The 15,734-nt window shown below is 70.7% G+C and carries 11 protein-coding genes and 1 pseudogene; 4 read left to right on the forward strand and 8 right to left on the reverse strand.

Going from position 1 to position 15,734, the window contains the following annotated elements; translation table 11 throughout:
• Positions 1–5 precede the first annotated feature (5 nt).
• The 8 genes and pseudogenes from OG972_RS05965 to OG972_RS06000 form a co-directional block, all read right to left on the reverse strand.
• Positions 6–595, reverse strand: a pseudogene (locus OG972_RS05965) (GAF domain-containing protein).
• The gene (locus OG972_RS05970; protein WP_266978940.1) at positions 592–1,242 is read right to left on the reverse strand and encodes an ATP/GTP-binding protein; all 651 of its coding nucleotides are present in this window, start codon (positions 1,240–1,242) and stop codon (positions 592–594) included. Before OG972_RS05970 ends, OG972_RS05965 begins: the two are co-directional and overlap by 4 nt.
• Positions 1,220–1,591 carry a DUF742 domain-containing protein gene (locus OG972_RS05975; protein WP_266990300.1) on the reverse strand — a complete coding sequence of 124 codons (372 nt, stop codon included), beginning with the start codon at positions 1,589–1,591 and terminating at the stop codon, positions 1,220–1,222. Before OG972_RS05975 ends, OG972_RS05970 begins: the two co-directional genes overlap by 23 nt.
• 2 nt (positions 1,592–1,593) lie before the next feature.
• Entirely contained in the window at positions 1,594–2,028 is a 435-nt protein-coding gene (locus tag OG972_RS05980) for a roadblock/LC7 domain-containing protein (protein WP_266978942.1), read from the reverse strand.
• 7 nt (positions 2,029–2,035) lie between these two features.
• Positions 2,036–3,910, reverse strand: a complete 1,875-nt coding sequence (locus tag OG972_RS05985; protein WP_266978944.1) for an ATP-binding protein — start codon at positions 3,908–3,910, stop codon at positions 2,036–2,038.
• Between the two features lie 599 nt (positions 3,911–4,509).
• Positions 4,510–5,949: a hydrolase gene (locus OG972_RS05990; RefSeq protein WP_266978946.1), complete on the reverse strand. Its 1,440-nt coding sequence runs from the start codon at positions 5,947–5,949 to the stop codon at positions 4,510–4,512.
• A 370-nt stretch (positions 5,950–6,319) separates the two neighbouring features.
• On the reverse strand, positions 6,320–7,516 hold the full coding sequence (locus OG972_RS05995) for an MBL fold metallo-hydrolase (protein WP_266978948.1): 1,197 nt from the start codon (positions 7,514–7,516) through the stop codon (positions 6,320–6,322).
• Positions 7,517–7,615: 99 nt separating this feature from the next.
• Complete coding sequence (locus OG972_RS06000) at positions 7,616–8,056, reverse strand: PPOX class F420-dependent oxidoreductase (RefSeq protein ID WP_266978950.1); 441 nt, start codon at positions 8,054–8,056, stop codon at positions 7,616–7,618.
• A gap of 160 nt (positions 8,057–8,216) precedes the next feature.
• Between OG972_RS06000 and OG972_RS06005 the strand changes: the two genes are divergently transcribed.
• The 4 genes from OG972_RS06005 to OG972_RS06020 all read left to right on the forward strand — a co-directional run bounded on the left by OG972_RS06005 (position 8,217) and on the right by OG972_RS06020 (position 15,635).
• Complete coding sequence (locus tag OG972_RS06005; protein ID WP_266978951.1) at positions 8,217–8,780, forward strand: carboxymuconolactone decarboxylase family protein; 564 nt, start codon at positions 8,217–8,219, stop codon at positions 8,778–8,780.
• 118 nt (positions 8,781–8,898) lie between these two features.
• Entirely contained in the window at positions 8,899–10,527 is a 1,629-nt protein-coding gene (locus OG972_RS06010) for a thiamine pyrophosphate-binding protein (RefSeq protein WP_266978952.1), read from the forward strand.
• Positions 10,524–11,747 carry a Glu/Leu/Phe/Val dehydrogenase dimerization domain-containing protein gene (locus OG972_RS06015; protein WP_266978954.1) on the forward strand — a complete coding sequence of 408 codons (1,224 nt, stop codon included), beginning with the start codon at positions 10,524–10,526 and terminating at the stop codon, positions 11,745–11,747. Before OG972_RS06010 ends, OG972_RS06015 begins: the two co-directional genes overlap by 4 nt.
• Positions 11,748–11,906: 159 nt before the next feature.
• Complete coding sequence (locus OG972_RS06020; protein WP_266978956.1) at positions 11,907–15,635, forward strand: S8 family serine peptidase; 3,729 nt, start codon at positions 11,907–11,909, stop codon at positions 15,633–15,635.
• Positions 15,636–15,734 lie beyond the last annotated feature (99 nt).

Genomic DNA, 15,734 nt, shown 5'->3' on the forward strand with positions numbered 1-15,734 from the left:
ACGGATCAGAGCGCGATGGTGCCGTTGTCCTCCCGTCGGTGGATGTGGCCGACGAGTTCCTGCGCCAGGGACTTGATCGTGTCGAGACCGGCCCGCCCCCAGGGGCTGGGCACGGTGTCGACGGCGCAGACCGCCCCCAGCGCGATGCCCGTACGGTCGATGAGCGGCGCCCCCAGATAGGAACGGATGCCTATGTCGTCGACGACCGGATTGCCGGCGAATCTCGGGTAGTCGCAGACGTCTTCCAGGACGAGCGCCTTCCGTCGTGCGACGACGTGCGGGCAGTAGCCGTGATCGAGGGCCACGTACCGACCGCCACGGCCGCTGCCCGCGGCCATGGCACCCAGTTCGCAACCGGTGTGCGTACCGGTCGGCGTGTGCAGTCCGGCGAAGAACTGCCGGTTCCCGTCGATGAAGTTGACCACGGAGAAAGGAACATCGGCCATTTCGGCCACCTTGTCCGCAAACGGGTCGAAGCTGTCGAACGACCCACCGGCCCGTTCCCCGAGCCCGAGCGTCCGAAGCCGCTGGGCGCGGACGGGGCATCGCGGTCGACGGGGGTCAGTAACAGCCGGCCGCTGGTGCGTCCGTTCACGGGTGGGCTCCCAAGGTGGAGAGCGGGGCGGGGTCGGAGGTGGCGTTGATCAGATGCTGGACCAGAGTGACCAGCGCTCCGGTGCCCGAGTTCGCGATCCTGGCGTCACAGGGGACGACCGGCACCTCGGGCGGAAGGTCGAGCGCGGCCCGTACCTCGTCGGGGCCGTAGCGGTAGGCGCCGTCGAACTCGTTGACCGCGACGATGAATCCGATACCGCGCCGCTCGAAGAAGTCGACCGCAGGGAAGCACTCCTCGAGCCGCCGGGTGTCGGCGAGCACGACCGCTCCCAGCGCACCCTGGGAGAGCTCGTCCCACATGAACCAGAAGCGCTCCTGGCCCGGGGTGCCGAACAGATAGAGCACGTGCTGCTCGTCGAGGGTGATGCGGCCGAAGTCCATGGCGACCGTCGTGGCGGTCTTCGACTCGATACCCTCCAGGCTGTCGGTCGCCGCACTGACCTGGGTCAACAGCTCCTCCGTGCTCAGCGGTGCGATCTCGCTGACGGCGCCCACGAACGTCGTCTTGCCGACGCCGAAGCCGCCCGCCACCAGGACCTTGAGCGCGACGGGGAAGCATTCGGGGCCCCCGGGGGCGTCGCCTCGGCCCGAGATGCCGGAGCCGTCAGAGCTGTCGTCGTAAGCCATCGAGCACTGCCTCCAGCAGAGATCGGTCGGTGGGCATGTCATGGAAGGCGGGCGGATGCGCGGTGACTGCGCCGCAGTCGACCAGATCGGAGACGAGCACCTTGGTGACGACTGCGGGCAGTCGCAGATGTGCGGCGATCTCGGCCACCGACGTGGGCCCGCCGCACAGCCCGAGCGCCACGGAGTGCTCGGGGCCGAGATGCGTCTGCGGATCGGTGCCGGTGGCCCTCACCAGGGAGAGCAGATCGAGCACGGCGGTCGGACGGGTACGGCCGTTGCTCACGGTGTACGGACGGATGAGCCGGCCCGCCGCGTCGTCGAGCAACGGCCCGTCGTGCGGGGCCGACACTCTCACAGCCCCGTGGTGCTCGGTGCCCCGGCCGCTTGCCTGGCCGGAGTATGCAGATACGGCCGGACGCTCTTGACCAGCATCGTCATCTCGTAGCCGAGCACCGCGGCATCTGCCTCGCGTCCGGCGAGGACAGCGAGACAGGTACCGGAACCGGCGGTGGAGACGAAGAGCAACGTCGAGTCGAGCTCCACCACCACCTGCCGGACCTCCCCGTTGTCCCCGAAGCGCGCCCCGGCGCTGCGGCCGAGGGAGTACAGACCGGCGGCCAGCGCCGCCATATGGTCGGCGCTGTCCGCGTCCATGCCGTGGAGGGACTTCACCAGCCCGTCGGCGGAGAGCAGGACCGCGCTGCGCGTGTACGGCACGCGCTGTACCAGCCCGCTCAGCAGCCAGTCGAGGTCCGCGACCTGACCGGACGGCGTATCGGTCGTCATGGTGCATCTACTCCTTCAAAGTATTCGTTTCGAGGGGGTCCGGTTCGGGAGGGAGCGGGGAGGCGGTCGCGGTGGTTCCCCGGACGGGCAGCGGTTCGAGGGGCTGCCGGGCCGGCGGTCCGGACGCGTCGGGAGCGCTGTCCGGAGCCTGTGCGGTGTCGGCGTCCCCTTCGCTCCGGGCCTCGGCGAGCTCGATGCCCCGCCGGAATGACGCCATCAGCCCCGGGTCGTGCGGGGGGGGTTCTTCGTCCTCGGCACGGGGGGCGGGGGCTTCGCGCAGCTGCGGGACCAGGTGTTCCTGGTGCGCGCGCCTGGGGAGTTGGGGTCGGCCCATGGTGCCGCGCACGGTTCCGGGCTCCGGCTGGACGGCCAAAGGCGCGTCGTCCGGGCGCTGGATGCCGGGTCGGGCGTCGGCGGGGGTGGGCCGGCTGACACGCTCGACGCGCAGCGGCAGCAGCGGTCCCTCACCCTGCCTTCGCGGCTGCTGGGGCGTTTGGTGCAGGCGGAGCGGCTGACTGGGCACCTGGGCCTGCCGGTTCGGGGCCGGGCTCAGATTCCGCTGCTGCGCGGTGTCGTCCTGGGCCGGTGGCCGGTGTACGGGCCCGGGCGGCGGGACCGGGACGGCGTCGGCCGTGGTGGGTGCGTCGGGGTCGACGCCGAGCAGGGACTGCGGGAGTACCAGTACGGCCTGGGTGCCGCCGTAGATGTTGCTCTGCAGTCGGACCGCGATGCCGTGCCTGCGGGCCAGCGATGCGACGACGAAAAGCCCGATCCGGCCGTCCTGGAGCAGATGGGCGACATTGACCTGGTCGGGGTCGGCGAGCAGGGCGTTCATCCGCTTCTGCTCGTTGCCCGGCATGCCGAGCCCCCGGTCCTCGACCTCCAGGGCCAGCCCGGCGGTGACGTGCTGGGCCCGCAGCAGCACCTGGGTGTGCGGGGCGGAGAACACGGTGGCGTTCTCGACGAGTTCGGCCAGCAGATGGATCACATCGGCCACGGCGTGACCGCGCAGGGTGCCGTCGATCGGCGGCACCAGTTTGACCCGCGGATACTGCTCGACCTCGGCGATCGCCGAGCGCAGCACCTCGGTCGTGGTGACCGGGTTGCTCCACTGGCGCCGGGAGACGGCTCCCCCGAGTACGGCGAGGTTCTCGGCGTGCCTGCGGATGCGGGTGGCGAGGTGATCGACCTGGAAGAGGCCCTTGAGGAGATCGGGGTCCTCGACCTCGTGCTCCAGCTCGTCGAGCAGCTGGATCTCCCGGTGGACGAGGGACTGCAGGCGGCGGGCGAGATTGACGAAGACCTCGACCCGCTGTTCCTCGCCGGAGTTGTTGCTGAGCCGGGCTGCCTGGACGACGGCGGCGACGGCCCCTTCGTGCGACCGGCCCATTTCCTGGGCGAGCAGGTCGAAGGCGTCGCTGCCGGCGGCGACGGGCCGCGGGGGGCGCCGCGCCGGCACCGGCCGTCCGTTGCGGAGCTGCTCCACCAGCCGCTGCAGGTCGGCCTGGTCCTGGGCACTGGCACGGCGCAGCGCCAGACAGCGGCCGAGGACGGTGGTCGTGACCCGGTTGGCGCCAAGGAATGCGGCGACCACGGCGGCGACGGCCAGCGCCCCGGATCCGCCCAGCGCGGTCCAGAGCTGGATGGTCGGGCGGGTACCTGTGGAACGGATGGTGAAGATGACGGCTGCGGCACCGCTCAGCACCGCGGCGATGGCCGGGAGCAGGGTGGTACGCAGGATCTGTGGGCGCATGCGGGCGTCAGGAGATGGCTGTGCGGCGCGCGGCCTGGCCGCGGCCGAGTGGGAACGGGCAACCGGTCGGCCGTGCCGCGCGCCCTCTCGGCGTTCCGGTCGCGCTTCAGGTGCGCGAAGTTGAGACATCAGCGTCCTCGGTACATGGGGCACCAGGAATCGGCGTTCATACGGTGGCACCTACGGTGGTCGGTCAGGCTCGGGTCAACGCTCGGGCAAGCTCGAACGATATGAGCCCAGCGTTGACCACCGGCCACACACAGTAGTCGCCAATCGGGCTCCCGCGACGGGCAGTTGTCAAACTTGCCCGCGATCCGTCCCGCTCTGGTATGAGCTCTCGCACAAGAGACCGATAACGCCGCATTGACACGGGTCGCCCAGCAGCCTGACCGCCGGGTGCGACGGACCGACGGACCGACGGACGCGCGCGAACGGCCCGGTCGACGGTCGCGGCGGCCAGTGGGTGCAGTTCGGTCTGGACACACTTGCCGTGGCCGGGAACGAACCGGAACCGCATCCCGATGGTGACCCGTTCGCAGCCGGCCACCCCAAGTCCCTGGAGCTACGCCACACTGCTCCTGCAGTCACGCAGCCGCCGCTGCCTCACCGGCGAGACCGATGGCCGTAGTCGAGCCTCGACCGGCAGCGGACGCTCGGAGGATCCTGGGCGGTTCCTCGCCACGGGGCGCCCGCCGCCAGGTGACCTCGGGCGCCCGGTGCGACTGCTGTCACCTCACGTTGAGCGCCGTGTCGTCGATGACGAACGAGGTCTGGAGCATGGAGCCCTCGACGCCGGTGAACTTGATGGTCACGGTCTGGCCCGCGTAGCTGCTGAGGTCGAAGCTGCGCAGAGTGTAGCCGCCGACGGCGTTGAGGTTGGAGTAGGTGGCGAGGGTGCCGAGCACGGTGCCGGAGCTGTTGAGCACCTGGGCCTTGAGGGTGTCGTAGGCGGTGCTGGTGGTGGTCTCGGCGGTGTCGATGTGGAGGTAGAAGCTGAGGGTGGCGGCGCAGCCGGACGGGATGGTGACGGACTGGGAGAGGGTGTCGGTGGTCGCTGAGCCGTAGCCGCCGAGCCAGGCCTTGTAGGAGCCGGTGCGGGCGGCCTCGCTGCTGCTCGTGGTGATGACGCCGCTGCTCGCGGTCCAGGAGGTGTTGCCGGACTCAAAGCCGGGATTGGCGAGCAGTTGGGCGGCGGTGCAGGTACCGGTGCCGCCGCCGCCGCTGCTGCCGGAGAGCCACTCGGTGGCGTTGAGGGCGAGGGTGGCGTTGGTGGCGCCGGAGTCGTTCCAGCCGTCGTACAGAGTGTTGCCGGACTGGCCGGTGCCGTCATCGATCGGCGAGCTGTCGCCCCAGAAGGCGACGCGGCCGCTGCCGAAGGTGCTGGTGGCGAAGAAGGCGCCGGTGTTGCCGGAGTACCCGGTGCGGTAGAGCAGGCCCTTGACGCTGGAGTTGTCGGCCGGCTTGAGGGTGGCGGTCGTACCGCTGGCGATGAGGCTCTTGGTCACCGTGCCGAAGGAGCCGTGCAGCACCGCGTTGGTGCTGTCGGTGATTGCCGCCGGGTAGTCGGAGCTGATGCTGAGCGAGTCGACGGAGAAGCCGAACGGGTCGGTGCTGTCGACGGTGTTGTTGGTCATCAGGTCGTTGATGATCTCGACCGCGTCCTCACCGTCGCTGTTGCGGTCGGCGCCGGTGTGGTCGGAGATCAGGAACAGGCCGCCGCCGTTCTTCACGAAGTTCATGACGGCGGTCTTCTCCGCCGCGGTGAGCAGAACGTTCGGCTCGGGCAGCACGAAGGTGTCGAAGTTCATCAGGTCGGTTGCGCTGGTGGTGCCGTAAGTGATCGAGCTGCCCGACGGCAGCGTCTTCAGGCTGTACTTGCCGGTCTTCTGCAGGGCCACGCCCCAGGAGGAGAGGGCGCCGGTCCAGGAAGTCTCCGAAGTGGGGCTGGAGTTCTGGCCCAGAGGGTCCGGCTGGCTGGTGCTGATGATCCAGTCCGCGTTGCCGGCCGTCTCGGCGTGTGCGTTGTCGAACAGCACGCGGTTGGTGGTGGCTGCGGTGGCGGTGGGGGCGGCGTGAACCGCCTGGACGGCGGTGCCGGCGGCGAGAACGCCCAGAACGGCCATACCGCTGACGAGCCTGCGACGAGGGGACTTACCGGATCCAAGCATCCGTCATACCTCCGGGAGGGGTTGATCTACGAGGGCACAGCCGCTGGGTACTGAATTCTTCGCGCGTAGAACAATGGCTGGGATGCGACCTGGCAACAGAACGTTTAAGCGTACATGACAAACAGCTGCAAGGAAGAGCCCCCGCGCTCAATGGGTGACCGGGCGAATCGACCCCACGCCGCTGGGTGCGGTGCGGGGTCGTGGCAGTTGTCGTGGAGTCTCGGGCCTCAGTGCGCCCTTGCGCTCCCCCATCCGCCGCCAGAAGGTACCTCTTCCGAAGACCACGACCACTGGCCTGCTGACGCACTACCAGATGGAGTTGCCTCCTTGACGCATCCGAGCGGCTTTCGCGAGATCGTCCACGCCGGCATCACCGCTCCCCCGCAAGGTCGAGATCACCCCGGGCGGCCGACGCAGTATCCGGCACCTCGGAGCGGCGCCACGGGTGCGCAATAGGCGCGGACACCGCGCGCCACCAGGGGTCCGTGGGGAGCATCCCCGCCGGCTCGAAGGGTTCGCCGGGCCGGGGGAACGCCACCGCCTGCCCGACCTCCGCAGCAGCATCCTTCGTCCCCTCCCCCGGCTCGGCCCACGGGTGCGGGGCCAGATTGAACGTGGCCCAGTGGATCGGCAGCATCGCTCCGAGCGGCTCCCCGCCCTGGAGGTCCAGATGGGCTCGCATGCCCTCCGCCGGTGTCATATGGATGTCGGGCCAGTACTCGGAGTAGGCGCCGATCTGAATCATCGTCGCGTCGAACGGGCCGTGCTCGGCGCCGATGTCCTTGAAACCGGGGAAGTAGCCGGTGTCACCGCTGTGGTAGATCCGGTGCTCCGGGCCCGCGACGGCCCAGGACGCCCAGAGGGTGTGCTGCTGGTTGCGCAGGCCGCGCCCGCAGAAGTGCCGGGCGGGGGTCGCGGTCAGACTGATCCCCGCGATGTGCGTGGTCTCGTTCCAGTCGAGCTCGCGGATCCGGTCGGCGGAAACGCCCCAGCGCTCCAGATGGGCGCCGACGCCGAGCGGCACGGCGAAGACCGTGTCCGTGCCCGCCAGGGACTGGATCGTCGGCAGGTCGAGGTGGTCGTAATGATCGTGGGAGATGACGACCACGTCGACCGGGCCGAGCGCGGCCAGCGGCAGCGGGACGGGGTGCAGCCGCTTGGGCCCGGCGAACGCGAAAGGCGAGCATCGCTCGCCCCACACCGGGTCGAAGAGCACCCGGCGGCCGTCGATCTCGGCCAGCACGCTCGAATGCCCCATCCAGGTGAGCCGCAGCCCCGTGACGGGCGGCGCGGCGAGGTCGGCGAGCGTGGTGGCGTGGACGGGTACCGTGCCGGTCGGCGTCCGGCGGGCCCTCTCCTCCTTGCGGAAGAAGACCTTCGCGAACTCCAGCATGGAGCCGGACGGCCTGCTCCGCGCCCCCATGGGGTTCTGGAAGACGCCGTCGGCGAAGTTGGGTGAGCGCCGGATGCGCTCCATGCGGTCGCCGTCGGGGTCGGCGCCGAATGCGGCAGGTCGCAGCGTACGGAGCCGGGTGCGGAGCGGGTGCAGGGAGTCAGCGCCGGTCACAACATCTCCTGAGGGAGTCGGTGTCGTTTCATTATGAGCAGGGGGTACGACGGTGCGAGTACGGAACGGCCAGGGGAATGAAGGCCGGACCCCGCCACCTCAGCCACGCGGCTGCCCGTACACATGCTCCACGTGCAGTCGCAGGACGATCCGCCGGTCGCGGACCATGGCACTGCGGTAGCCGTCCCAGTCGGGGTGCTCGCCCTGCACGTCGCGGTAGAGCGTGATCAGCTCCTCCACGGTCGCATCGTGCGGATCGACGGCGACCGGCGACAGCTCGGCGGTCCCGTCCGCGACCGTCCAGGCCCAGCGATCCTTGCTCGTGACGTGGTAGCTCGCCCTGGGATCGCGCCGGAGGTTCCGCGTCTTCGCCCTGCCCTCGGTGATCGAGACGCGGATGATGCGCTCCTCGGGATAGTAGAAGTGATTGACATTGGACAGCTGGGGCCGGCCGTCCCGCTTCAGCGTCACGAGCACCCCGCCGTCCTCCTCGGCGATCAGCCGGAGAAGCGCGTCCTTCTCTGCATCGATTCCCGTCATGCCGGAACCAACGTCCGCACCCGTCGCAGGATTCCGCGATCGGCCGCTGTCCGATGTCACATCCGGCAGCCCTCGCCCGTCGCATCCGTGACAGCAGCCGCCGCCGGCACCCCCAAGGAACCGCGCGGCGGGCTCGGAACCGAACCGAAGGAGACCCGTCATGACCGCCCGTATCTCGCTCGACCCGCCCCGCAGCCTCCTCTTCCGCACCGTGTCGTGGTACTCGAACCGAACGTTCGGGAAGGTCATCGATCCCGTACGGGCCACCGCCCACCACACCAGGGTGCTGTGGGCCGGGCTCCGCTTCGAGCTGGCCGTGGGCCGGTGGAAGGCGCTGGACCCGCAGTTCAAGGCCCTTGCGGTGATGACGTCCGCGGCGACCGTGGGCTGCAGCTGGTGCATGGACTTCGGCTACTGGGAGAACCACCGGCACGGGATGGACCCGCGCAAACTGCGCGAGGTGCCGGTGTGGCGGGACAGCGAGGCGTACACACCGCGGGAGCGTGACGTCATGGAGTACGCGGAGGCGATGAGCCTCACCCCGCCGGAGGTCACGGACGAGCTGGTGGACCGGCTCAGGACCGCGCTCGGCGAGAAGGCCCTGGTGGAGCTGACGACCATGGTCGCCGTGGAGAACATGCGCTCGCGGACGAACTCCGCACTGGGTCTGACCAGCCAGGGTTTCAAGGACGAGTGCGAGGTGCCGCGCCCCGCCGCCCCCTGACGGTCGCACCTCAGCTACTGAACACCGATTCAGTAAAGATCACATTGACAGGGGCGTCCCCGCCTCCCAATACTGACTGGCGATTCAGTAAATCGACCTGTTGGTGGAGGGAGGCAGTGTGTCCGAGCAGCCGAGGCCGACCTCACTGACCGGCGGCGAAGCCGTGGTTCGCGCACTGGCGGAGCACGGTGTGACGCAGGCGTTCGGGATTCCGGGAACGCACAACCTGGAGATCTACCGGCATCTGGCCCCGTACGGAATCGCGCATGTCACCCCGCGCCACGAGCAGGGCGCGGGGTACGCCGCCGATGCGTACACGCGGGTCACCGGGCGCCCCGGGGTGGCGATCACCACCACCGGTCCGGCGCTGCTGAACATCGCGGCGGCGGTCGGGCAGGCGTACTCGGACAGCGTGCCGTTGCTGGTCGTCTCGCCCGGCATGCCACTGCGCCACCCACGCCAGTCGACCGGTCTGCTGCACGAGATGCGCAGCCAGACCGAGGCGCTGCGGGGGGTCTCGGCATTCAGCCACCGGGTGTCGACGGTCGAGGAGATCTTCTCCGCGGTGGCGCGCGCCTTCACGCTGTTCCGCACGGGACGCCCTCGCCCGGCCCATATCGAGGTGCCGCTCGATCTGCTGGAGAAGCCGGAACTGGCGGGTCCGATGCGGCTCGCCCCGCCGACGCCCGCGATCTGCCCGTCCCTGCCCGCGCTGCGGGACGCGGCGCGGGTGCTGCGGTCGGCCCGGCAGCCCGCACTGGTCCTCGGTGGCGGTGCCAGGAACGCCGCGGCACAGTGCCTGACGCTGGCCGAGGAGCTGGGTGCGCCGGTGGTCACCACTGCCAACGGCAAGGGGATCGTCGACGAGACGCACCCGCTGTCGCTCGGGGTGTCGCTGCACAGCCCGTCCGTACAGCAGTGGCTGGCCGGGTGCGATGCGGTGCTGGCCGTGGGCACGGAACTGGCCGAGTCCGATCTCTGGTCCGCGCCGCCCGCGCTGCGCGCCACCCTGATCCGGGTGGATGTCGACCCGGATCAGATGTACGCGGGACTGCCCGCGCAACTGCCGCTCGTCGGCGACGCCCGCGCCACCCTGGAAGCCCTGCGGCAGCAACTCGCCGAGCCCCACGGCGCACCGGCTTCCGGGGCTCCGGACCGGACCGGTGCCGTACGGGCGCTGCGCGCCGGGCGGGACGCGGAGACCGCTGAGCGCGATGCCCACCGGCTGCCGTATCTGCAGGCCGTACGGGCCGTGCTGGACGCGGACGCGATCCTGACCTCGGACAGTGCGCAGTGCTGTTACTACGGCGCGATCCCGCATCTGCCGGTGGGTCCGGCGGGGCGCTATCTCCATCCGACCGGCTTCGGCACGCTCGGCTATGCCCTGCCCGCCGCGATCGGCGCGAAGACCGCGTATCCCGCCCGTCAGGTGGTGGCACTGAGCGGCGACGGCGGGCTGCAGTTCTCCGTGCAGGAGCTCGCCACCGCCGCCCAGCTGCGACTGCCGCTGCCCGTCGTGGTGTTCGACAACGGCGGATACGGCGAGATCCGCGACGAAATGACGGCGCGCGGCGACACCCCCACGGCGGTCGATCTGCCGTCCGTCGACCTCCCGGCGCTGGCCCGTGCGTACGGCGGCCACGGTGTCCACGCCGATTCACCCGAGGCGCTCACCCGCGCCCTGTCCCTGGCCCTGACCACCCCTGGGCCCACCCTGATCACTGTGACCGAGGAGACCCCCCGATGACGACGCCGACGACGACCGCGTCCCCGACCACCCCGCCGGCTCCGCTGATCTCGCTGACCTGGACGGACCACGTCACCGGACGCCAGGGCCATCTGGTCGTCGACCGGCTGGTGCGCGGTGTGTCCAGCGGCGGGCTGCGGATGCGGGAGGGCTGCACGCTCGACGAGGTGGCCGGACTCGCCCGCGGCATGACGATGAAGGAGGCCCTGCACTTCGACGCCGACGACGCACAGGCCCGCTACATACCGCTCGGCGGCGCCAAGGGCGGCATCGACTGCGACCCGCGCGCCCCGGAGGCGTATGGGGTACTGGTGCGCTATCTGCGGGCCGTGCGCCCGTACATCGAGAACATCTGGACGACCGGTGAGGACCTCGGGCTGACGCAGGACCTCGTCGACCGGGCGGCCGCCGAGGCCGGGCTCATCTCCTCGATCCAGGCCGTCTATCCCCTGCTCGACGACGAGACGGCGGCGCGGCAGCGGCTCGCCGACGCGTTCGCCGTCGAGGTGGACGGCATCGGGCTCGACGAACTGGTCGGCGGCTGCGGGGTCGCCGAGTCGGCGCTCGCCGCGCTGGACCGGGCGGGCGTGGCGTACTCGCAGGCGCGCGTCTGTGTGCAGGGCTTCGGCACGATGGGCGGGGCGACGGCGCGGTTCCTGGCGCGGGCCGGGCTGAAGGTCGTCGCCGTCGCGGACATCAAGGGCACCATCGCCAACCCGGCGGGCCTCGACGTCGAGGCGCTGCTCGCCGCCAGGGACGCGTACGGAACGGTGGACCGCGGTGCGCTGCGGGACGGGGACCGCGAGCTGCCCGCCGACGCCTGGCTGGCCCAGGAGGCGGAGGTGCTCGTCCCGGCAGCGGTCTCGTACGCCATCGACGCCACGAACCAGGCTCTCATCACTGCCCGTTGGGTGGTCGAGGCGGCGAACATGCCGGTGCTGCCGGAGGCGGAGGCGCTGCTCGCCGGGCGCGGGATCACCGTGCTGCCCGATGTGGTCGTCAACTCCGGTACGAACGCCTGGTGGTGGTGGACCCTGTTCGGCGACATCGGCGCCGACGCCGAGGAGGCGTTCGGGCACACCCGTCGCTCGATGCGCGCCCTGATCGACCGGATGCTGGTCCGCGCCGAGGCCGACGGCTCCACGCCCCGTGCGGCGGCCCATGCGCTCGTCGCCGAACGGCTGCCGGTGATGGCCGAACGGTTCGGCTGGTACCGGTGACGCTCCGCAAGCCTTCGCTCAACTCCCGTTGATCTAAAGGGTTTACGGCGAATAGCTGCCATGGCAGCTTCCCGCCAGCACCGACCGGCCCCGCGCCGCCATGCTCCTGACATTCTCGCCTCACCACCCCCTGGGAACACACGAGTTCACGAGGTGAGAATGAGACGGACCAGATGGGCGGCGGCCTGCGCCACAGCGCTCGCCGCCGCCCTTGCCGGTGGATCACTCCCTGCCGCCGCCGACAACGCCCCCGCCTTCGCCGACCCGGCCATGTCCCCGGCCGCAGGTGGCGCAGCCCGCACCGTCACGCTGCTGACCGGCGACGTGGTGACGTACTCCGGCAGCGGGAACGCCCTGCAGATCAGCTCGATCGTGCCGGGTTCCGGCCGTGAGGGCATGGGCTTCACTCGGTTCCGGGCGGACGGCCACGAGTACGCGGTGCCGATCGACGCCGTCGGACAGATCGCGCAGGGCCGCGTCGACCGACGGCTGTTCGACGTGACCGAGCTGGTCGCATCGGGCTACGCCGACAGCAGCACCGACACCCTGCGGGTCCTGGTCGGCGGCGACACACCGTCCGCCGCGAGCCCCGACGCGCCGAAGGGCGCCCGCGTCGCCGTGGCCTTCCGCACCGCACGCACCACGGCGCTGAGCGTGCCCAAGAAGTCGGCCGGCACCGTGTGGAAGCAGCTCGGCACGGCGTCCGGGGCCCGCAGCGAAGGCATCGGGAAGGTCTGGCTCGACGGCAGGGTACGGGCGACGCTCGACCGGTCCGTACCGCAGATCGGCGCGGACACGGCTCACCGCGCCGGAATCACCGGCAAGGGCACCAAGGTCGCGGTCCTCGACACCGGCTACGACCGCACCCACCCGGACCTGAAGAACGCTGTCACCGCCTCGCAGGACTTCACCGAGGACGGCGACGTCCAGGACCTCCAGGGCCACGGCACCCATGTGTCCTCGATCATCGCCGGATCCGGCGCCGCCTCCGGGGGCCGGTACGCGGGTGTCGCGCCGGGCGCGGAGCTCGTCGAGGGCAAGGTCCTCGGCAACGACGGCTACGGCTACGACTCCTGGATCCTCGCCGGCATGCAGTGGGCCGTCGACCAGGACGCCCGGATCGTCAACATGAGTCTCGGATCGAACCGGGCCTCCGACGGCACCGACCCGCTGTCCGCCGCGGTCGACAAACTCTCCGCCGAGCACGGCACGCTCTTCGTGATCGCCGCGGGCAACAGCGGTGACCGGACGATCGGCGCGCCGGGCGCCGCCGATGCCGCGCTGACGGTCGGCTCGGTCACCAAGTCCGGTGAGATGTCGGCGTTCTCCTCACGCGGACCGCGCCAGGGTCGGCCCGCCGTCAAGCCGGAGATCTCCGCACCGGGCAGTGCCATTGTGGCCGCCCGCGCCGCCGGCACGCTGGACGACGCGGCCGTCACCGAGCAGTACGCCTCGCTGTCCGGTACGTCGATGGCCAGCCCGCATGTCGCGGGCGCCGCCGCCCTGCTGGCCCAGCGCCACCCCGACTGGTCGGGGGCGCAGCTGAAGTCCGCACTGGTCGGCAGCGCCGCCCCGGTGGCGGGTGCGTCGGTCGCCGACACGGGCGCAGGTCTCACCGACGTACCGGCGGCGCTGGCAGCGAAGGTGGTTGCCGTCCCCGCCACGCTGGCCGCCCACGCCACCTACCCGAGCGCCTCCGCCGCAGCGCAGAGCCACCAGGTGACGTGGACGAACACCACGGACAAGCCCGTGGAACTGCGGCTGTCCGCCGGGCCCGGCCGGGTGATCGGGGTGGGCGCGGAGACGGTGACTGTGCCCGCTCGGTCGTCCGCGGTCACGGAGGTCGTCCTCGATCCGTCACGGGTCGAGGCGGGGACGACGTACAGCGGAGCGGTCACCGCGACCTGGCCGGGGCGCGGCAGGGCGACGGTGCCCGTCTCCGTCGAGGCCGATCCGGAGACGTACACCCTCACCCTGACCGGTCCCGCACCGCGCGAAGGCACCGAGCGCACCTCGACGGGCGCGGTCCTGCAGAACGAGAAGACGGGCGCGTCCCAGCTGATCGGCCTGGACGGCACCAAGCCGAGGACGGTGACGCTGCCGCGCGGCAAGTACCGCATCCTGGGGCACACCTGGGAGTACGACACGGTGGGCAACACGGTCGTCGGGACCACCGCGATCCATTTCGCCCACCGGGTGATACTCGATCGGAGCAGCACCCTCGCACTGGACACCAAGGACGCAGAGCCCGTCAGGATCGGTGTCGACGACGGGTCCGCCCGGGTGTCGCTGCAGTCGGCCACCGGGATCGCGTCACGGGTCGGTTCCGGCACGGATGCCGCGGACACCGGGCTGGTCGCACCGAGCTCCGCCGGCCAGTACCGCGTGGAGGCGGTGCCCTCCACGGGCGGGACGCTGGACGGGCTCACCTTCTTCGGCGGTCTGAGCTGGCAGCAGCGGGAGGTCGACGCCCACGAGCCGGGCTCATCGGCCGACGCGCTGAGGCTGCTGCTCTCCCAGTACAGCATCTACAGCTGGCTGGGTACGGCCACCGGCGAGGTCGTCGACATCGGCACCGGGGCGGACACCGACCCGGCGGCCATGGACCTCAAGGGAAAGATCGTCCTGTGGACACCGGCCACCAGCCAGACCGCGTTCAACAACGCGCTCTACCAGAAGCTGACGGACGCGGGCACGGCCGCCATCGTGTATGTCGGCTACGGGCTCTCGGTCTACAAGCCGACACCGGTGCTCAGGCTGGACACGGCCAGTGTGCCCGCCCTGCGGGCACGGCTGGCCGAAGGGCCGCTGACGCTGACGCTCGACGGCATCAGCACCTCGGCGGACGCCTACTTCCTGCACCACTCGGTCGACGGCAGGGTCCCGGCGGGGGCCGACTGGTTCGACCGGCGGTCGAATCTGGCCTGGGTGACGACGGTGGAACGCACGCACGGCTACCCGACCGATCCCAAGGGCATGTACGCCTGGACGACGTGGCACGGGCTGACGCTCTACCAGCAGTCCACCCGCTACCGGCCGCCGTCGGAGCAGACTCTTTACTACAGCCCGGACGTCGCGTGGACGACGGCGACCTTTCACTACCAGTACGACGTCTCCGACCTCGTCTACCCGTTGGGGACGCTGGTCGGCGCGCCCACCGTGTACCACGCGGGCGGTGACTACCGGGACGACTGGATGTCCGCGCCCTTCAACCCGGCGCTCGGCGAGCAGGCCGGGGCGGCGCAGATCACCCGGGAGGGCGACAAGCTGAATGTGGCGCTCCCGGTGTTCTCGGACGCGGCCGGGCACCGTGCCGAGACGGCGCCGGGGGCGGACACCGGCAGCACGGTCCTGGCGGACGACGGCGGGAAGGTGCTGGCCCGCAACGACGCACCGGGCCGCGCCACGTTCGACCTGCCGCGCAAGGACGACTGGTACCGGCTGACCGTCGACGCCACCCGTACGTCACCGGACCCGGTGACGTGGATGCTCGGCACCCGGATCACCAGCGAGTGGCGGTTCCGCTCCGGTCACGAGAAGTCGGCTGCCGCGGCCCGGCTGCTGGACCTCGACTACCGGCTGCCGCTGACCGGCGAGAACGCGGCCGACGCGGGAAGGCCGCTCGATTACATGGTCGGACTCACGGCGCAGGGCAGTCGGCAGGCGCTTGCCGTCGCTTCGTTGAAGGTCTGGTACGCGACGGACGGCACCGGCTGGAAGCAGGCCGCGGCGGCGCGTACGGCCGACGGCAGGTGGAAGGTGACGGTGCCTGCGATGGGCACAGCCAAGGTCGACCTGCGCACCACCGTCACGGACACCTCAGGTGCCTCGCTGACGGAGACCCTGATCGACGCGTACAACTCCGGCTGCGCCGATATCTGGTGCTGACCTGCGCCGGAGCCTTGAGGTGACAGGTGGTGAGCAGGGGGCGGGGCCGTATGCGGTCCCGCCCCCGACCTGTCCGGGAGCGGCGCATTGGTTAGGGTG

Origin of the sequence: Streptomyces sp. NBC_01669 (assembly GCF_026339735.1) — a bacterium.
Lineage (GTDB): Bacteria > Actinomycetota > Actinomycetes > Streptomycetales > Streptomycetaceae > Streptomyces > Streptomyces yanii.